Origin of the sequence: Microvirga aerophila (genome assembly GCF_003332305.1) — a bacterium.
In the GTDB taxonomy this organism is placed as follows: Bacteria; Pseudomonadota; Alphaproteobacteria; order Rhizobiales; family Beijerinckiaceae; genus Microvirga; species Microvirga aerophila.
This window is the reverse complement of record NZ_QOIO01000015.1, coordinates 16,374-35,057: the sequence shown is the minus strand read 5'-3', so window position 1 is coordinate 35,057 and position 18,684 is coordinate 16,374. Positions and strand designations below refer to the sequence as shown.

The 18,684-nt window shown below is 65.2% G+C and carries 17 protein-coding genes and 1 tRNA gene; 11 read left to right on the top strand and 7 right to left on the bottom strand.

Features of this window, described 5'->3' with window-relative positions; all coding sequences use genetic code 11:
* The first annotated feature begins 208 nt into the window (after nt 1-208).
* The gene (locus DRB19_RS10185; protein ID WP_114185934.1) at nt 209-763 is read left to right on the top strand and encodes a tetratricopeptide repeat protein; all 555 of its coding nucleotides are present in this window, start codon (nt 209-211) and stop codon (nt 761-763) included.
* An 85-nt stretch (nt 764-848) separates the two neighbouring features.
* Complete coding sequence (locus DRB19_RS10180) at nt 849-1,346, top strand: MmcB family DNA repair protein (RefSeq protein WP_114185933.1); 498 nt, start codon at nt 849-851, stop codon at nt 1,344-1,346.
* Between the two features lie 5 nt (nt 1,347-1,351).
* Here DRB19_RS10180 and DRB19_RS10175 read toward each other — a convergent pair whose 3' ends face one another.
* Nucleotides 1,352-1,909: an ActR/PrrA/RegA family redox response regulator transcription factor gene (locus tag DRB19_RS10175; protein ID WP_147021786.1), complete on the bottom strand. Its 558-nt coding sequence runs from the start codon at nt 1,907-1,909 to the stop codon at nt 1,352-1,354.
* 81 nt (nt 1,910-1,990) lie between these two features.
* Complete coding sequence (locus DRB19_RS10170) at nt 1,991-3,346, bottom strand: ActS/PrrB/RegB family redox-sensitive histidine kinase (RefSeq protein ID WP_114185931.1); 1,356 nt, start codon at nt 3,344-3,346, stop codon at nt 1,991-1,993.
* 251 nt (nt 3,347-3,597) lie between these two features.
* On the opposite strand from DRB19_RS10170, the gene DRB19_RS10165 reads away from it, so the two are divergent.
* From DRB19_RS10165 to DRB19_RS10150, 4 genes are all read left to right on the top strand, one after another.
* Nucleotides 3,598-4,872 (top strand): polyhydroxyalkanoate depolymerase, encoded by a 1,275-nt coding sequence (locus DRB19_RS10165; protein WP_114185930.1) that lies wholly within the window; start codon nt 3,598-3,600, stop codon nt 4,870-4,872.
* Between the two features lie 76 nt (nt 4,873-4,948).
* Nucleotides 4,949-5,692, top strand: a complete 744-nt coding sequence (locus DRB19_RS10160) for a M48 family metallopeptidase (protein ID WP_114185929.1) — start codon at nt 4,949-4,951, stop codon at nt 5,690-5,692.
* A gap of 272 nt (nt 5,693-5,964) precedes the next feature.
* Complete coding sequence (locus DRB19_RS10155; protein ID WP_114185928.1) at nt 5,965-7,152, top strand: multidrug effflux MFS transporter; 1,188 nt, start codon at nt 5,965-5,967, stop codon at nt 7,150-7,152.
* 102 nt (nt 7,153-7,254) lie between these two features.
* Nucleotides 7,255-7,331, top strand: a tRNA-OTHER gene (locus tag DRB19_RS10150).
* Nucleotides 7,332-7,452: 121 nt separating this feature from the next.
* Here the strand turns inward: DRB19_RS10150 and DRB19_RS10145 are convergent.
* The gene (locus tag DRB19_RS10145; protein ID WP_114186008.1) at nt 7,453-9,588 is read right to left on the bottom strand and encodes a transglycosylase domain-containing protein; all 2,136 of its coding nucleotides are present in this window, start codon (nt 9,586-9,588) and stop codon (nt 7,453-7,455) included.
* Nucleotides 9,589-9,757: 169 nt separating this feature from the next.
* Between DRB19_RS10145 and DRB19_RS10140 the strand changes: the two genes are divergently transcribed.
* Entirely contained in the window at nt 9,758-11,053 is a 1,296-nt protein-coding gene (locus tag DRB19_RS10140) for a cation:proton antiporter (RefSeq protein ID WP_114185927.1), read from the top strand.
* Here DRB19_RS10140 and DRB19_RS10135 read toward each other — a convergent pair.
* On the bottom strand, nt 11,008-12,450 hold the full coding sequence (locus DRB19_RS10135) for a UdgX family uracil-DNA binding protein (RefSeq protein ID WP_114185926.1): 1,443 nt from the start codon (nt 12,448-12,450) through the stop codon (nt 11,008-11,010). The two genes, DRB19_RS10140 and DRB19_RS10135, sit on opposite strands and share 46 nt — an antisense overlap.
* The gene (locus DRB19_RS10130) at nt 12,447-13,661 is read right to left on the bottom strand and encodes a putative DNA modification/repair radical SAM protein (protein WP_114185925.1); all 1,215 of its coding nucleotides are present in this window, start codon (nt 13,659-13,661) and stop codon (nt 12,447-12,449) included. Before DRB19_RS10130 ends, DRB19_RS10135 begins: the two co-directional genes overlap by 4 nt.
* Nucleotides 13,662-13,868: 207 nt before the next feature.
* On the opposite strand from DRB19_RS10130, the gene DRB19_RS10125 reads away from it, so the two are divergent.
* Nucleotides 13,869-14,195: a ComEA family DNA-binding protein gene (locus DRB19_RS10125; protein WP_114185924.1), complete on the top strand. Its 327-nt coding sequence runs from the start codon at nt 13,869-13,871 to the stop codon at nt 14,193-14,195.
* 59 nt (nt 14,196-14,254) lie between these two features.
* Here the strand turns inward: DRB19_RS10125 and DRB19_RS10120 are convergent, their stop codons facing one another.
* Nucleotides 14,255-14,914 carry a PRC-barrel domain-containing protein gene (locus DRB19_RS10120; protein WP_114186007.1) on the bottom strand — a complete coding sequence of 220 codons (660 nt, stop codon included), beginning with the start codon at nt 14,912-14,914 and terminating at the stop codon, nt 14,255-14,257.
* 266 nt (nt 14,915-15,180) lie between these two features.
* Between DRB19_RS10120 and DRB19_RS10115 the strand changes: the two genes are divergently transcribed.
* From DRB19_RS10115 to DRB19_RS10105, 3 genes are read left to right on the top strand one after another with little or no spacing between them, the layout of a single operon-like run.
* Nucleotides 15,181-15,726 (top strand): TRAP transporter small permease, encoded by a 546-nt coding sequence (locus DRB19_RS10115; RefSeq protein ID WP_114185923.1) that lies wholly within the window; start codon nt 15,181-15,183, stop codon nt 15,724-15,726.
* 1 nt (nt 15,727) lies between these two features.
* The gene (locus tag DRB19_RS10110; RefSeq protein WP_114185922.1) at nt 15,728-17,035 is read left to right on the top strand and encodes a TRAP transporter large permease; all 1,308 of its coding nucleotides are present in this window, start codon (nt 15,728-15,730) and stop codon (nt 17,033-17,035) included.
* A 32-nt stretch (nt 17,036-17,067) separates the two neighbouring features.
* Entirely contained in the window at nt 17,068-18,051 is a 984-nt protein-coding gene (locus DRB19_RS10105) for a TRAP transporter substrate-binding protein (protein WP_114185921.1), read from the top strand.
* 118 nt (nt 18,052-18,169) lie between these two features.
* On the opposite strand, the gene DRB19_RS10100 is transcribed toward DRB19_RS10105, so the two are convergent.
* The gene (locus DRB19_RS10100; RefSeq protein WP_114185920.1) at nt 18,170-18,592 is read right to left on the bottom strand and encodes an OsmC family protein; all 423 of its coding nucleotides are present in this window, start codon (nt 18,590-18,592) and stop codon (nt 18,170-18,172) included.
* Nucleotides 18,593-18,684 lie beyond the last annotated feature (92 nt).

Sequence of the window (18,684 nt, the reverse complement as noted above, 5' to 3'; positions counted from 1 at the left end):
GTTGATCGACCCGACGTTATCCAAGCCTTGCCGCAACGGCCAGTGCAAAGTAGTGGGCCCCTCGCCGTCGCGGGCATGGCCCCTATCTCTTTCCGGAAGCCTGATCGGCAAAAGCGGAATCCGCGGCTGTGGCCGATCAGGCTCCTGTCTTCGAGGCGGCTCGCAATCCGCCGAACCCGTTGCTCATGGAAGGTGATCGAGACCCGCCATGTCGTCATTTCTCCCTGTCGATCCGGTGCTCCGGCTCATCCTGGACACAGCCTCCCGCAAGCCCGCGCCCGGGCTGCCGCGCCGCCTGACCGGTCTTTTTCGGGAACTCTCGGAGACCGAACCCAAACGCGACCCCGAGGAGACCGAGGATCTGATCTGGGCGCTCTGGATCTCGCACGAAAGCCAGGTCGGGGAAGAGACCATGGGAGCGGCCATCGAGGCCATGGCGTCCGGCGCGCTGAAGGAGGCGCGGCCGCTGCTCGATCATCTGGTCGAGACCTATCCGAACTGGGCTGAAGCCTGGAATAAGCGCGCGACGCTGGCCTATATCGAGACGCGCGACGGGGACAGCCTCGAGGATATCCGGCGCACCCTCGAACTGGAGCCGCGCCATTTCGGGGCCATGTCGGGCTTCGGCCAGATCTGCCTGCGCAACGGCCATCTCAACGAGGCCCGGGCGGCCTTTCAGGTGGCCCTGAAGGTCAATCCGCATCTCGAAGGCATCCGGGAACTGCTCGACGACCTCGATCCGCAGCTTCTCATGCTGCATTAAAGGCCAAGCCCGGAGGGCGTGAGCCCGCCGTCAGCGCGACAACGGTGCCGTTGCGGGAAAAGCGCCCGCGGGTACTCTTGCGGACATGTCCGATTCGTCTGCAATTCTTCGCCCTCAGCCCATCCTCGTCCCCGACCGCCGGCAGTCGCCGGTCGCCGCCGGCATCCAGCGCGGCGTGCGGCGCCTGTTCGCCCAGCTCGGACAAGCGACCATCCCGGAATTCACCCTGGCGAACGGCCGGCGGGCGGACCTTATCGCGCTGGCCCCGAACGGTTGCCTGACCATTATCGAGATCAAGTCGAGCGTCGCCGATTTCCGCGCCGACCGGAAATGGCCCGATTACGAGGATTTCTGCGACCGGTTCTATTTCGCCGTGCTGGAGACCCTGCCGTTCGACATCCTGCCCGAGGATCGCGGGCTGATCGTGGCGGATAGTTTCGGCGCCGCCATCATGCGGGAAGCCCTGCACCATCCGCTCGCCGGCGCTCGCCGCAAGGCAGTGACCTTGCGTTTTGCTCAAGCCGCAGCCTTCACGCTGCACGCCCTCGCGGACCCGGACGCGGTGGCCGACGGGCGCCTGTAAGGGCCTCAGCGCGGCGCGCGCTTGGCCAGGATCCGCTGCAGGGTGCGGCGGTGCATGTTGAGTCGGCGCGCCGTCTCCGAGACGTTGCGTCCGCACAATTCGTAGACACGCTGGATGTGCTCCCACCGGACCCGGTCGGCCGACATGGGGTTTTCGGGCGGCAGCGCGCGCTCGCCGGGCTGGGCCATAAGGGCGGCGTGGATCTCGTCCGCGTCCGCGGGTTTGGCCAGGTAATCGAACGCTCCCATCTTCACGGCGGTGACAGCGGTCGCAATGTTGCCGTAGCCCGTGAGGATAACGCCGCGGGCGTCCGGGCGGCGGTTCTTCAGGCGTTCGATCACGTCGAGGCCGTTGCCGTCCCCGAGCCGCATATCGATTACCGCGAAAGCAGGGGCCTCGGCCTCGATCGCCGTCAGGCCGTCGGCCACGCTTTCGGCAACGCGAACCTGATAGCCGCGGGCTTCCATGGCACGGGCCAGACGGGTCGAAAAGGGACGATCGTCGTCCACGATCAAGAGGCTCTTGTCGGCCCGATCTTCGAACGCCAAGGGCGCATCGGCCATCGGAATATCTCCTTGCATTCCAGGAAAACTCCTTCTGAAAGCAGGCGTTTCGGCCTGTCCCTTCATATGGGAATCGTTCCCCTAATCTTTGAGAGCCCGGTCGGGAGCTCCCTGCGGCAATATTGCCGCACCTCGGTCAAACGCGTGACGCGGCCAAACGATCCGTGCGACCGCGCCGGACGCGGGCGGAGCGGCGTTCGTCAGGGTCAGCTGGGCGCCCGAGCGCTCGATCAGGGTCTTGGCGATGAACAGTCCCAGTCCCAGGCCTCCGCCTTCCTCCTCGTCGAGATCGGACCGCTCCGCGGCGCTTCGGGTGGTCACGTAAGGCTCGCCGACCCGGAGCAGGATATCGGGCGCATAACCTGGCCCATCATCGCGGATTTCGATGAACACCTCGTGGGGCGACCAGCAGGCTTCCACCGTCACGCGGGTCTCGGTGAAATCGGCCGCATTGTCGAGAATGTTCGAGAGGCCATAGACCACGCCGGGATTGCGCCGCCCCATGGGCTCAGGGCCATCGCCCTTGGTGATCACCTGGATGTCGAGTCCGAGGGCCCGTTGCGGCGCGACGATCTCCTCCACCAAGTGGCTCAGCGAAATCGTCTCCAGGAAGCCGCCCTGGTCCTGCCCCATGGAGGTGAGCTTGGTCAGGATCGTCCGGCAGCGCTCGACCTGCTCGCGCAGGAGCTTCAGATCCTCCGCGACCGGCCCGTCCTGGGGCAGGGCATGATTGAGCTCCTTGGCGACCAGCGCGATGGTGGCGAGGGGCGTGCCGAGCTCATGGGCGGCCGCTGCCGCCAGCCCGTCGAGCTGGGACAGATGCTGTTCCCGCGTCAGCACAAGCTCGGTGGCGGCCAGCGCTTGGGCGAGCTGGCGCGCCTCCTCGGCCACCCGCCAGGCGTAGATGCCGGTGAAGACCGTCCCGAGCAGGATCGCCGTCCAGATGCCGGTGACGTAAAGGAACGGCAGGCTGAAGGTCTGGCCCGGAAACCACGGCAGGGGTTGATGCACCAGCACCAGCAGGGTCGCCGACGCCACCGCCAGAAGGCCGAGCCCCAGGGTCCTCTCCGGCTTGAGGGCGGTGGCCGAGATCAGCACGGGCGCCAGGAACAGGAGCGCGAAGGGATTTTCCAGGCCGCCGGTCAGGTAGAGCAGGGCCGCCAGCTGCAGGATGTCGAAGCCGAGAAGCACCGTAGCGGCGTTGTCGCTGAGCCTGTGGCTCGCCGGAAACTGGATCCGCAGCATCAGGTTGACCCAGACCGATGCGGCGATCACCAGAAAGCACAGGCCGAACGGCAGCGGGAAGCCGAGGCCGAAGCGGACGCCCGCCACCGCGGCGGCCTGGCCGCCGATCGCCAGCCAGCGCAGGCGCACCAGGGTGTCGAGGCGCAGCTGGCGGGCGTGGCGGGTCAGATTCGTCGGGTTGATCTCAACCATCTGCCAACAGGATAGGGCCCTTTGGCCATTCGCCAAGCAAGCCGCCGGGCGCGCTGGCTCGCGCATGTTGGGGCGAGGCTGCGCTCAAAAGCCTCGAAACGCATGAGTCTTAAGGCTAACAAAGCCGCCCGGCAGGGGATAAGCATTGCAATTATGGTCTGGAACTTTCATTTTAACCTTATGGTTGGAAGAAAAGTCCACACTCGCAATCCGCGGGAGAACAGGGCACCCGACCGTAATTGGGGTTTTAGATGAATCTTTCATATTATTGGTATGAGACGGCCCATTGGTTGCTAGGGCCGGCACGTGCAGCGTCCGATGCAACGAAGTCCTTGTTCGAAAATCCCGGCAATCCTTTAACCAACACGCCCTATGGGCGCACCGTAAGCGCAGCCTGCGAGTTGTTCGAGCGAACCACGCGCCGCTACGGCAAACCTTCCTTCGACCTGCCCACGACCACCATTGACGGCCACGAGGTGGCGGTCACCGAGCGCATCGTCTGGGCGCAGCCGTTCTGCGAGGTCATCGCCTTCGACCGGGATTCGGCCAAGGCCGCCGACCAGCCGAAGCTGCTCATCGTGGCTCCCATGTCGGGTCACTACGCCACCCTCCTGCGCGGCACGGTGGAGACCTTCCTGCCCACGCACCAGGTCATGATCACCGACTGGACCGACGCCCGGATGGTGCCACTGGCGGAAGGGAAATTCGACCTCGACGATTACATCGACTACCTGAAGGCCATGTTCCGGCATTTCGGTCCGGACCTCCATGTGATGGCGGTCTGCCAGCCGGCCGTGCCGGTGATCGCCGCCATCGCCAGGATGGAGGCCCAGAAGGATCCCGCCACGCCTCGCTCTATGATCCTCATGGGCGGCCCCATCGACACCAGGCGCTCGCCAACAGGGGTCAACCAGCTCGCGGAAGAGCGCGGGATCGACTGGTTCCGGCAGCATTGCATCACCAAGGTGCCGCCGGCCCACCCGGGCTTCTGGCGCGACGTCTATCCAGGCTTCCTTCAGCTTTCCGGCTTCATGGCCATGAACCTGGACCGCCATGTGTCGGCCCATTGGGAGATGTTCAATCATCTCGTGGAAGGCGACGGCGATTCGGCCGAGAAGCACCGCGACTTCTACGACGAATACCTTGCCGTCATGGACCTGACAGCCGAGTTCTATCTCCAGACCGTCGAAAAGGTCTTCGTGCTGCATGAATTGCCCAAGGGCGAGATGATGCACCGGGACCAGCCGGTCGACCTCATGGCGATCCGCCGCTGCGCCATTATGGCGATCGAGGGCGAGCGGGACGACATCTCGGGCGTCGGCCAGACCCTGGCGGCCTTGGAGCTAACCCCCAATCTCCCGCCGGACAAGAAGCTCTACCACCTGCAGAAGGGTGTCGGCCATTATGGTGTCTTCAACGGTTCTCGTTTCAGGGCTGAAATCGCTCCTCGAATCGTTGAATTCATTGAGAATCACGCGTTTGAATCAGAGCGAGAGCCGGTCCGGCGCAGGGCGTCAAGAGCCTAGTTTCGTTCTGGATAGGTTCTCGGCAGCGGCAAACGGCTGCGCTGACAAAAACCCGCCGGCGGGGCAGATTGCGGACATGAGATTCGCCCTGTTCCGCCGCGTTCCTGCGGACCCCCCTCATCTCAAGGTCTTCCATGAGGGCCAAGCCTTCAAGGTCGCCTTGAAGCGTCGTCCGACCGCCAAGCGGATCACCCTGCGCGTGTCCAACGCGACGGGGGAGGTCGTGCTGACCATCCCCGAGCGGACCGATGTCGGCCTGGCCCAGAAATTCGCCGACAGCCACGGAAACTGGATCGCCACCCGGCTCGCCAAGGTTCCCAAGCGGGTCCTGTTCCAGCCGGGCTCCCTCGTGCCCTTGCGCGGGGTGCCCCATCGGGTCGTTCACTGGTCGAACATTAGGGGAACAACCCAGGCCGCCACGGACAATGCCGGGGCCCCGATCATCGCCGTGACGGGCGATATCTCCCACGTGACCCGCCGGGTGCAGGATTTCCTGGAGGCCGAGGCCAAGCGCGACTTCGCGGCGGCCGTGAAGCGCCACACGGCGGCTTTGGGCGTGGCCGCCAAGCGCATCACCGTGCGCGACACCAAGAGCCGCTGGGGCTCCTGCTCGGCGAGCGGTGCGCTCAGCTTCTCCTGGCGCCTCATCATGGCCCCGCCCTTCGTGCTGGATTACCTCGCGGCCCACGAGGTCGCGCACCTGCGCGAGCTCAACCACTCCCAGCGCTTCTGGAAGCTCACCCACCATCTCTGCCCCCGCACCGACGAGGCGGAAGCCTGGCTCAAGACCTACGGCAGCGCCCTCCACCGGTTCGGGTGACAGGGCCCTGGCCCGGTTGAACGGGCTTGGTTGAACGCGATTGTTCGGGACCCGTCCGCCTCTCACCGTCGCCTGCGCTTGCGAGAATGAGACGGATCGTCTCCTCGATTCCTCGTCGAAAATGGCAGCAACCCCGGATCAGTCTAGACGGACCCGACACCGAGCGGCTCCGGCGCCCTGATGCCAGGAGGCTGCCGGAAACCGTCTGCTCGTGACTCGCGTGGCGGATCAGCTTAAGTCGCCTTCTCCGTCACCGCCCGCAAGCTGCTCCCATGATCAAACCCGACACATTGGCTCTCACGGTCATCCTGGCGCTTCTCACCGCCTTGGGGCCGCTGTCGACCGACATGTACCTGCCGTCGCTTCCGGCCATCGCGGCGGGGCTCGGCGCGACCACCGGGCAGGCGCAGCTCACTCTCTCGGCGTTTCTCCTCGGCTTTGCCGCCGGGCAGTTCTTCTACGGACCGGTCTCGGACCGGGTCGGCCGCAAGCCCGTGCTGCTCTTCGGCCTCGGGCTGTTCGTGCTGGCGAGCTTTGTCTGCGCCATTGCGCCCAATATCGAGACGCTGGTGGCGGCCCGGTTCGTGCAGGCGCTCGGCGCATCCGGGCCGATCGTCCTGGGCCGCGCCATCGTGCGCGATTTCTACGAGGGGCCGCGGGCCGGCAAGGAGCTGTCGCGCATGGGCACGATCATGGGCATCGTGCCGGCCGTGGCGCCGGTTCTCGGCGGGCTGATCACCCAGTTCTTCGACTGGCGGGTGACCTTTGGGGTCATGATGGCCTGCGGGGTGGCGCTTGCCGCCGTGGTGGCGTTCCGCCTGCCGGAAAGCATCCGGTCGAAATCCGACCAGCCGATCTCGTTCATGTCGATCCTCCGGGGCTTCCGAGTCCTGCTCGCGCATCCGGGCTACCGGGTCTATGTGGCGCTCTCCATGCTGGCCTATGGCGGGCTCTTCGCGTTCATTTCCGGCTCGTCCTTCGTGCTCCAAGGGATCTATGGCCTGAGCGAGCTGGCTTTCGCGTTCTCGTTCGCCTTCATGGTGATCGGCTTCATCGCCGGGACCACGCTGGCCCAGCGGCTCGTCGGCTCCCACGGCCTCGACGGGACGATCCGGTTCGGCGTCGCAAGTCTGGCGGCCGGCGGGGTCCTCATGCTGGCGCTGGTGGGCCTCGGGGCGGCCTCGTCGATGGCCATCACCGGCCCCATGGCGATCTATGCGCTGGGGGTCGGCCTCACCATGCCGCAATCCATGGCGTCGGCCCTGATGCCGTTTCCGGGCCGCGCCGGGGCAGCCTCGTCTCTTCTGGGGATCTGCCAGATGACCTTCGCGGCGATCCTCGGGATCGCGCTGGGCCAGAACCTCGGAGGGTCCGCCCTGCCGCTGCCGGCCACCATCGCGGTGACCGGAGTGCTGGCTTTGGCGGTGTTCCTCGCCACCACCCGCGCCCGACAGGGATGAGGTGGTCGGAGAGGGCCACAGGAATAACCTCTTTGCCCCCAGCCATATCTCCCTAAGGATAGCTCACAGAGCCGTGATCGTCGGTTATTCCTGAAGGCGTACAGGGGTGCAGCTCAGTCCGGTAGAGCTTTTGGGGGGCCAATCCTCAGATGCACGTTCGAATCGTGCCACCCCTGCCAATTCTTCTTTCTGGTTCTTCTTCGAAAATCTTGGCTTTGTTTGGCGCTTGAGGGCACGTCTTCGCGCCGCAAAGCAAACCGGCCGCCATAGGCGGCCGGGCGTTGCACCGTATTGGGACGATCAGAGCCCGAACAGGCGTTCCAAGAAGTTCTTCTCGCCGCTGCGCCGGGGCTGGGGAGCTGGCGGGGTCCAGCCGCCTTCGCGGGCATTCGCGCTTGCCACGCGGGGATCGCCGCCCGCATTCGCCACCGGCGTGTCCTCGACGGGGGCGCGGAAGCGCTCGTGGCCAGGCAGGCCGACCGGCTGCTTGTCCTTGAGGGCGACTTTCATGAAGTTGTGCCAGACTTCCACCGGCAGGTTGCCGCCGGTCACGCGCTTCGTCAGCGCGCCGTCGTCGTTGCCGAGCCACACGCCGGCCACGAGATTTCCGGTGAAGCCCACGAACCACGCGTCCTTGTAGTCCTGGGTGGTGCCCGTCTTGCCGGCCATAGGCCAGCCGGGAACCTGCGCCTTCTTGGCGGTGCCGATGACGAAGGTGTTGTTCATCATCTCGTTCATCATGGCGACCGCACCCGGATCGATGACGCGGCCGAGACCGCCGCCCCCGGGACGCTTGTAGATCACCTTACCGTCGGCGGTCTTCACCTGGTTGATCACGAAGGGAATCACCCCGATGCCGCCATTGGCGAAAGCCGCATACGCGCTCACCAGTTCGAGAGGCGTCACCTCGGAGGTGCCGAGCGCAAGCGACGGATTGGCCTGGAGTGGCGACGAGATGCCGAGCCTCTGGGCCGTCTGCACCACGGCCTTGGGACCGACTTCGAAGCCGAGCTTGACCGCCACCGTGTTGAGCGAGAGCGCCAGGGCGTCGCGCAGCGCAATCGGGCCGCGGTAGCCCCGGTCGTAGTTCTCAGGGGTCCAGCCCTTGTAGTTGACAGGTGAGTCCTCCCGCACCGAATCGGGGGTGAGGCCCTGCTCGATGGCCGTCAGGTACACGAAGGGCTTGAAGGCGGAGCCCGGCTGGCGGCGGGCGACCGTCGCCCGGTTGAACTGGCTTGCCTCGTAGTTCCGGCCGCCCACCAAGGCCATGAGGGCGCCGTTGGGCTGCATGGCCACGAACGCCCCTTGGCTCACGTTGAACTTCTGGCCCTTGGTGTTCAGTTCGTCCACCAGCACGCGCTCCGCGACGGATTGGAGCGTCGGCTCGATGGTGGTGGAGACCACGATGTCGGATTCGACCGTGCCGACGAAATCGTCGAGCACGTCCATCACGTAGTCGGCCGCGTAGTTGACCGACCCGGCGCCGTTCTGGCGCACGGGTTCGGCCGGCGTGCCGAGGGCCGTCTTGGTCATGCCGGGCGTGATGAAGCCGAGCTCGTTCATGGCGGCGATGACGAGTTCGGCGCGGGCCTGCGCGCCCTCCGGGTTGCGGTTGGGAGCAAGGCGCGACGGCGATTGCACGAGGCCCGCCAGCACGGCGGCTTCCGCGAGCGACACGTTGCGGGCCGACTTGCCGTAATAGCGCTGGGCGGCGGCCTCGACCCCGTAGGCGCCTGCGCCGAAATAGACCCGGTTCAGGTAGAGTTCGAGGATCTGGTCCTTGGTGTAGTTGCGCTCGAGCCAGAGCGCCAGGATCGCCTCCTGGATCTTGCGGGAGGCGGTGCGTTCCTGGGTGAGAAAGAGGTTCTTGGCGAGCTGCTGCGTGAGAGTCGAGCCACCCTGCAGGCCGCCCTTATGCGCCACGTTGCGATAGACCGCGCGAGAGATGCCGATGGGGTCGATGCCGAAATGGTCGTAGAAGCGCCGGTCCTCAATGGCCACGAAGGCCTTCGGCAGGTAGGGCGGAAGCTCCTTGATCGAAACCGTGCGCCCGCCCGTCTCGCCGCGATTGGCCAGAAGCGAGCCGTCGCTTGCCATGATGGCGATGTTCGGGGGCCGCTTGGGAACGGTCAGCTGGTCGATGGGCGGAAGCTGCGAGGCGTAGTAGGCCACCACGCCGCCAACCGCGATCACGCACCAGAGGCATAGCACGGCTCCGGCATAGAACAGCCGGCTCAGCAGGGAGCGTCCGCCGCGCTTGCGCTTCGGCTTGTTCGACCGGGACGGCCTGCGGCCCGAATCACCCCGCGATGCGCGTCGTCCTGCCATGGCGCCCCCTGCCCGATCCTCAGGCGAGAGGTGGAAATCCAGCTCCCCCGCACCACCAGCGGCGGGTGTATCGAAAACCGGCTCCTGCCGGTCACGTCCCTTCGCCAAAATCAAACCCCACGTTCATGCAGCCGGCATCTTCCGGCCTTCGTACGCTCTGGAGCACTCTAATTGTGGCGGTTTAAGGGGCGGTTAAGCAGGGGTACCCGGGAATTGCCAAGGTTGCCAAGGCCTTGACCCATCGGAACTGCCGAGATTCCGCCGCGTTGGCATCCCCATGGATCCTTACATTGTTATCCTGGCCAGTTTCGGAGCGGTGGTGCTGTTGACCGCCTGGCTTCCCATGGTCCTCAAGGAGCTGCCGCTCTCGCTGCCGATCTTCTGCGTCGGCCTGGGCGCCCTTGTGTTCGCGATCCCGGACCTTCCCGGCGTCATGCCCCATCCGCGGGAGCATCTCGCCATCGTCGAACACCTGAGCGAACTGGTGGTGATCATCTCGCTCATGGGTGCAGGCCTAAAGATCGATCGACCCTTCGCGTGGCGCACCTGGAGCCTGGCGTGGCGCCTGCTCGGCGTTTCGATGATCCTGACGATCCTGGGCCTGACCCTTCTCGGGCAGACGCTGCTCGGGCTGGGCCTCGCCACGGCCGTGCTGCTCGCGGCATCCCTTGCGCCGACCGATCCCGTGCTCGCAAGCGACGTGCAGGTGGGTCCCCCTGGCGGCGGCGAGGAGGACGAGGTGCGCTTCACCCTCACGTCGGAGGCGGGGCTCAACGACGGCCTCGCTTTTCCGTTCATTCTTCTGGCCGTCGCCCTAGCTCATGAAACGAGCGCATCGAGCGTCGCCGAATGGTTCGTCTACGCGGTCGTTTGGAAGATCGCGGCCGGCGTGGTCATTGGATATCTGATCGGCAGGAGCCTTGGCTGGCTGACCTTCCACCTGCCCAACCGGGCCAAGCTGTCCCGCACCGGCGCGGGCTTCGTGGCGCTCGGCATCACCTGCCTGGCCTACGGCGTCGCCGAGATGGCGAAGGGATATGGCTTCCTGGCCGTGTTCGTGGCGGCGCTGGCCTTGCGGGCGACCGAGCGCGATCACGATTATCATCAGAAGCTGCACGACTTCGCCGAGGAATTCGAGCGTCTGTTGATGATGGCGCTGCTCGTCCTCCTGGGCGGGGCCATGACCGGAGCAGGCCTCTTCCAAGCGTTGACCTGGGAGGCCGTCGCCTATGGGTGCCTTGCGCTCTTCCTGGTTCGGCCCCTCGCCGGTTGGATCGGGCTTTTGGGGACGGGCCGTCCCGCGGGCGAGAAAATGGCGATCAGCTTCTTCGGCATCCGCGGCATCGGGTCGATTTATTACCTCGCCTATGGGCTGCAGGAAGGCAAATTCGACAATCCCGATCTTCTCTGGAGCACGGCCGGTTTCATCATCCTGGTGTCGATCGTGCTGCACGGCGTCACGGTCACGCCTGTCATGCGACGTCTCGACCGGCGCCGAAAGCACCGAGACCTAAGGGCGAAGCGCGCTCACTCGGCCGCCAACGGAAGCTCGCCGGTTTCCAAATCCGCCTGAGCAAGATCCTTGATGCGCGCGAGATCCGCCAGGAAGGCCTCATAGGCAGCCTGTTTGGTCTCCTCGTCGGGCAGGCGAAGCAGATAGGACGGGTGCACCGTCACGTATCCCTCGTACGCGCCGAACTTGGCCCGGCCGCGGGATCGGGTGATCGGCGTGGGCTTGCCGGTCAGCGCCAGAAGAGCGGTTGCGCCTAGCGCCACCACGAGCTTGGGACGCACCAGCTCCAGCTCCTTCATCAGCCAGGGGCGGTAGTGCTTCACCTCGCCGGCGGTGGGCTTGGAATGGATGCGCCGATGGCCACGCTGCTCGAACTTGAAATGCTTGACGGCATTCGTCAGGTAGGCTTGCCCACGGTCGATCCCGACCTCGCCCATGGCCTTCGTCAGAAGCTTGCCGGCCGGGCCCACGAAAGGCCGTCCCTGCAGGTCCTCCTGATCACCCGGCTGCTCGCCCACGAACACGACGTCCGCATGATCCGGGCCCTCGCCGAACACCGCCTGCGTGGCCCCGGGTACGAGAGGCCCGGCTTTGGCGATGATGGCGTTGAGCTCCTTCAGGGTCTGGGGCTCCTGGTTCCACATGGCCTCAAGAGCGCGCTCGGGGGTGCGTTTCGTCGGCATGGTGGCCTCCTGTTCGATCATCCGGTCAACGCGCTGGGAGGCGGTTTGGATCAGCCCCGGAATGGAGGCGGCCTCGGGCATGTTGCGCCAGTACTTCTTCGGCATCTCGGCCCGCATGGCGGTAGGGTTTACCCGCGCCGGATTGAACACGCTCTCGTAATAGCCGCGCCAGCCCTCCTCAAAGCTGTCCTCGGAGGGCGCGTCCTCGCGGCAGGCGGGCGGCCCGAATGTCAGGGTCTCCCGGTTCCAGTCCAGGGAGCCGATAGGTGTGAGGATGGTCCAGTGGAGGGAGCGGAAACGGTCGATGAAGAACTGCGCCGTTGCCTTCAGAATAAAATGCTCCGGCTCGAACCAGGCCACGAACTGCTCCGGCTCGGAGCCTTCGACCCGGCGGAAGCGCAGGAAGGCGTGCATCTTGTGCAGATCGCGCCGAACCGCGCGCGCCATCAGGTCGAGCCGGTGCACGAGCGGGTCGCTGGCCACATCGAGAAGCTCGCGCTCACCGTTCAGCACGCGCCAGACCAGCTGATAGAGCAGGGCGTAGCGTTCCGGATCGCGGTGGCAGACAACGAGGCTGATCAGCTCGCCAACGGTCCTCGGCAGCGAAACGGGAGGCGCGTCCCCTTGCGCTTCGCCACCGAACAGGTCGGGAGCGTCCGAGATCGTCCAGATCACATGCTGGGGAGCCAGCTCCTCGCCAATTAGCCGGCGCACCGCGCTGCGGAAACCATCGAGATCCGCGCCGTCTTGGAGCGTGATGCTATGGAGGCTCATGCGAACAAGCTCAACTGTTCGGGCTTCTCGACCAGCCGCTCGCGCAGGTCGGCCCGGTCGAGCCTCCCTTTCGGATGGTGGTCAGCCGTGATCAGGAAGGGGCGTGCGCGCTTCAGGCCTGAGGTGAGGCGCGCCACATCTTCCAGGCGCAGGGTGGTGTGCTTGCGCGCCACCACGATCTTGTCCACGGCGCGCGCGCCGAGGCCGGGCACGCGCAGGAGCATTTCACGCTCGGCGATGTTCACGTCCACGGGGAAGAGGTGGCGGTTCTTCAGCGCCCAGGCGAGCTTGGGATCGACCTCTAGATCGAGCATGCCCTTCTCGCCACCGCTGGCGATTTCGTCCACGTTGAAGCCGTAATACCGCAACAGCCAATCGGCCTGGTAGAGCCGGTTCTCGCGCATGAGCGGCGGGGGCTTCAACGGCAGGACGGAGCTTGAATCCGGGATCGGGCTGAAGGCCGAGTAATAGACCCGTTTCAGGTCGTAATGGCCGTAGAGCTTCGCGCTCGTGCGCAGCACGTCCGCATCGGTGGTGTCGTCCGCCCCGATGATCATCTGGGTCGACTGGCCGGCGGGCGAAAAGCGGCGGCGCTCCTCGCGCGCCTCCTCGATGCGCTCCGACATCTGCGCCATGGCGCCCTCGATGGAGGCTCCGTCCTTTTCGGGCGCAAGCTGCTCCAGGCTCTTTTCCGTCGGCAGTTCGAGGTTGATCGACAGGCGGTCGGCCCACAGGCCCGCCTCCTCGATGAGCCAGGGGCTCGCCTCGGGGATCGTCTTCAGGTGGATGTAGCCGCGAAAGCCGTGGTCACGACGCAGCTTCTTGGCCACCAGCAGCATCTGCTCCATGGTGTAGTCGGGCGAGCGAATGATGCCAGACGAGAGAAACAGGCCCTCGATGTAGTTGCGCTTGTAGAACTCGACCGTGAGCGTCACCACCTCGTCGACGGAGAACCGGGCGCGCTTCACGTTCGAGGAGCGGCGGTTCACGCAATAGGCGCAGTCGAACAGGCAGTAATTCGTCAGCAAAATCTTGAGCAGCGACACGCAGCGCCCGTCGGGCGTGTAGGCGTGGCAGATGCCTGCGCCCGTGGTCGAGCCCAGGCCATCCACGTCCGCCTTGCGTTTGGGTGCGCCCGATGACGCGCAGGACGCATCGTATTTCGCCGCGTCGGCCAGGATACGCAGCTTCTTGGCCAGCTTCTCGTCCATGCAGCCTCAACAGAATTGTTCGTGTTTTGTTCTAGCAGATATGTGGGGTCGACGCGAGCCTGTGGAACGGGGCGCGAGGTCGCATTCCGCCCGCAGTCGCGCCGCGGCGGCGCACTCGAGGCCGCCCGACGGATCATTCCGGCGCGGCCCGGCGTTACTGTGACGCTTAACCCCTGGGCTCCCGCCCTTGATCGAAGGAGGATTTGAATGCGTCTGACACACATCGGGGCCGCTGCGGCCCTTGCTCTTCTTGTGGCCGCCCCGGCGCTGGCCCAAACGTCGACGGCGAATCCGCAGGCTGCGCCGGCCGCGAGAGCCGCTCCGGCGGCAACCCCGCAAGGGGCTCTGATCGACATCAACACGGCTCCCAAGGAGCAGCTCGATGCTCTTCCGCAGATTGGCTCGGCCCGGGCCGATGCGATCATCAAGGGGCGTCCCTACAGGGGCAAGAACGAACTGGTGGACAAGAAGATCATTCCCCAGAACGCCTATGAGGCCATCAAGGACCGGATCATCGCGCACCACAAGTCATAGGCGATTGCATAAGAAAGGGGCCATGAGGCCCCTTTCTCAAGCACGCTTTGGCAGGAGGCTTAACGGTCGCTCCTGAACTCAGGCGCGGCCCGAAGCTGATCCTTGGTCATGTTCAGCATGGCATGGTCGGGCCTGGACCGGGCCGTCGTGTTGGCGCCGCCCGCGGCGGCGCTCGGCGCCGTCGTGCCGGCCGTGCCCATCGTGCCGGTCGAGCCCGTCGCGGCTGGGGAGTTGCCCGTTGTGGTTCCGCCGGCGGTGGTCGTGCCGGTAGTTGCGCCGGTGCCACCGGCCGTGGTGGTGCCGGCCCCGGTTGCGGGAGCGTTCGCGGCGGTTGCATTCGCCCGCGGCTCGTTCACGAACTTGACCTGGTCGAACGGCACGGCGACGCTGCGTTCGCCGAGGCCCAGGAACCCGCCGACGCCGATGACCACGGCTTGGATCTTGCCGCTTTCATCCACGATGAGTTCGCTGATGTCGCCGATATTCTCGTTGTTGTTGTTATAGACGTTCAGTCCTTCCAGGTTGGAGGCCTGCCAGTGGTTGGGCTGCATCTGGGTCATGAAGTTGCCGCTCGCCATGCCCGACGCGGGCGCGGTCGAAGGCTGGGCCGTGGTGGCCGACCCGCCCGTGGTGGAGCCAGGAGCCTGGGTTTGAGCCAGGGCCGGAGCGGACGCCAGAGCCGTTCCGACCAGGGCCAACGCCAGATGTTTCGCGAGCATCTCTTCCTCCATAGGTTGATTGCGACGCGCAACATGCGCGCGCTTGACCATTCAACGGCGACGCTGACGGGTTGGTTCTCCCGCAAAACACAATGTCTCGTGATGATGTTCCTGGGGCCGGGCGGTTGAGCTGGGCTGGCGCTTCTTTTTGCATCCGCCGACGGATCTTGGTGCAAAGTCCGATTGCGCTGCAGTTCGGGCGGGCTAAGCTCCCGGTCCGGCTCCCGCCGGGCCCCTTCGACGCAACCAAACCTTCGCGGACCCGAATGCTCCGATCTTTTCTCGATGGACTCTATCGCCTTGCGGGCTATCTCGCAGGCGTGTTCCTTATCCTGATCTTTCTGCTCATGATGGGGCTCTCGATCGGCCGGCAGGTCAACATCAACATTCCGGCAGGGGACGATCTGGCCTCGTGGTGCATGGCCGCCATGGCGTTCCTGGGCCTGGCCCATACGTTCCGGTCCGGCGAAATGATCCGGGTCGGGCTCCTCATCGACCGCATCCGGGGCCGTGCCCGCAGGCCCTTCGAGATCTTCTCCCTCCTGGTGGGCTTGGGCTTCGTCGGGTTCTTCGCCTGGCATGCGGTGCAGCTGACCTACGACAGCTACCGGTTCAACGACATGGCCCAGGGGGTACTGGCCGTGCCCCTGTGGATCCCTCAGCTCGGCTACGCGAGCGGCCTCGTCATCCTGTTCATCGCCTTCGTGGACGAGTTCGTCCACGTGATCAGCGGGGGCGATCCCCGCTACGAGAAGCCGCCCGCCACAAGCGCCGAAGAGGTGGTGGAGCGCGCCATCCAGAGTGGGGTGTAGCATGGCGCTCGTTGAAATTTCCGGCCTGCTTCTCCTGTTCCTGGCCCTGCTGCTTGCAGGGGGCGTGTGGATCGCCATCGCGCTCTTGGCCTGCGGCTGGGTAGGCATGCAATTCGTGGGCGGGGGCATCCCGGCGGGCTCGGTGCTCGCCACCACCATCTGGGGCAATTCCGCCTCCTGGACGCTTGCCGCCCTGCCGCTCTTCATCTGGATGGGCGAGATCCTGTTCCGCACCCGCCTGTCGGAGGAGATGTTCCGCGGTCTCGCGCCCTGGCTCAACTGGCTCCCCGGCAGGCTCATGCATGTGAACGTGCTGGCCTGCGGGCTCTTCGGGTCCGTCTCCGGCTCGTCCGCCGCCACCTGCGCAACGGTGGCCAAGATCGCCCTGCCGGAGCTGAAGAAGCGCGGCTACGACGAAACGGTCAGCCTTGGGAGTCTCGCGGGCGCGGGCACCCTCGGCATCCTCATCCCGCCGTCGATCACCATGGTGGTCTATGCGGTGGCCGCCAACGTATCGATCATTCAGGTGTTCCTGGCGGGCTTCCTGCCGGGGCTTCTCGTGATGGCGCTTTACTCCGGCTACATCGCCGTATGGTCACTGCTCAATCCAGACAAGACCCCGCCGGCCGAGCCGGTCATGAGCCTGCGCGAGAAGCTGAAGGAATCCACCAACCTCGTTCCCGTGGCGCTCCTGATCGTGCTGGTGTTTCTCACGCTCCTCCTGGGCTGGGCCACCGCCACGGAATGCGCCGCCTGGGGCGTGCTCGGCTCGCTCGCCATCGCGTGGTGGTCCGGCTCCCTGTCGTGGGAGTCGTTCTGGGCCAGCGTCATGGGCACCACGCGCACCACCTGCATGATCATGCTGATCCTGGCGGGGGCCTCCTTCATGTCCACCTCCATGGCCTATACGGGCATTCCCCAGGCGCTCGCCGCCTGGGTGGACGCCATGCAGCTCTCGCCCTACGCGCTCATCGCCGCGCTGACCATCATGTACATCCTCTTGGGCACGGCCCTCGACGGCATCTCGATGATCGTGCTCACCACCGCCATCGTGATCCCGATGGTCAAGACCGCGGGTTTCGATCTGGTGTGGTTCGGCATCTTCCTGGTGCTCGTGGTGGAGATGGCCGAGGTCTCGCCGCCGGTGGGCTTCAACCTCTTCGTGCTTCAGATCATGTCGGGCAAGGATTCGAACACGGTGGCGCTGGCCGCCCTGCCGTTCTTCTTCCTGCTCGTGCTCGCCACCGCCATCATCACGGTTTTTCCGGACATCGCGCTCTATCTGCCGAAGCTCGCCTTTCCGGACTAAATTGAACTCATAACAAGCAGAGGAGACTTTTCGTGAGACACTGGACCAAGCTTTCCCTCGGCCTTGCCGGAGCGCTTCTCCTGAGCGCGCCGGCTTTCGCGCAGACCAAATGGAACCTGCCGGCCGCCTATCCGAACGACAACTTTCACACCGAGAACCTGAACCTCTTCGCCAAGGATGTGGGCGAAGCCGCCGGCGGAAAGCTGCAGATCACCGTTCACGGGAATGCGTCCCTGTTCAAGGCTCCGGAGATCAAGCGCGCGGTGCAGACGGGACAGGCGCAGGTCGGCGAGGTGATCATCTCGCTCCACGAGAACGAGGACCCGATCTACGGCCTCGACGTGGTGCCCTTCGTGGCCACATCCTTCGACCAGGCCAAGAAGCTCTGGGCGGCCCAGAAGCCCGCCATTGAGAAGAAGCTCGCGAGCCAGGGCCTGATGCTGCTCTACGCGATCCCGTGGCCGCCGCAGGGACTCTTCGCCAAGAAGGACATCAACACCGTCGAGGACATGAAGGGCCTTAAATGGCGCGCCTATAACGTGGGCACGGCGCGCATCGCGGAACTCGTGGGCGCGCAGCCGGTGACCATCCAGGCGGCGGAGCTCGCGCAAGCGCTCGCCACCGGCGCGGTCAACTCCTTCATGTCGTCGAGCGCCACCGGCTACGACACCAAGGTGTGGGAGTCGCTCACCCACTTCTACGACACGCAGGCCTGGCTTCCGAAGAACATGGTGTTCGTCAACAAGGCGGCCTTCGACGCCCTCGACAAGCCGACCCAGGACGCGGTGCTGAGCTCAGCCAAGAAGGCCGAGGAGCGCGGCTGGCAGATGGCCCAGGACAAGACCAAGTGGTACATGGAGCAGATGGCCCAGAAGGGCATGAAGGTTCTGCCGCCGGGCCCGGAACTGAAGGCGGGCTTCCAGAAGGTCGGCGAGCAGCTCACGCAGGATTGGCTCAAGAAAGCCGGCCCCGACGGTCAGGCGGTGATCGATGCCTATAAGAAGGCCGGCATGTAAATTTCAAACGTGATCCCGGACGACATGAAGCCGATCCGGGATCGTGCGCCGAATGTGGCGCTCATCTCGTCGGGCGATCCCGGGTTCCGCTGATGCGGCCCCGGGATGACAAATGAGTTCAAGCCAGCGTGAAATCCATGGTGATTTCGGCGTTGAGCACCTTCGACACCGGGCAGTTCTTCTCGGCCGCCCGGGCCAGCTCCTCGAACTTGGCGCGGTCGATGTTCGGCACGTTCCCGTTCAAAGTCAGGGCTGACTTCGAAATCTTGAATCCGCTCCCCTCCTGCTCGAGGGTCACGACTGCTTCGGTGGCGAGCTCGGTGGGGGTGAAGCCCGCGCTCTGGAGCTGGAAGGCGAGCGCCATGGTAAAGCAGCCCGCATGAGCGGCGGCGATCAGCTCTTCCGGATTGGTCCCCTTCTCGTTCTCGAACCGGGTTTTGAAGGAGTAAGGCGTGTTCGACAGAACGCCCGAATCGGCCGTGAGATGGCCTGTCCCATCCTTGCCCGTACCCTGCCAAACAGCTCTTGCCTTGCGGTTCATGTGCATCTCCTGATGTCAGTTACGCCGCATCATCTAGGACAGACGCTTCCAGGCTCCAGACCCCGGGCCTGCAAAGCCACCTTGGCAAAACG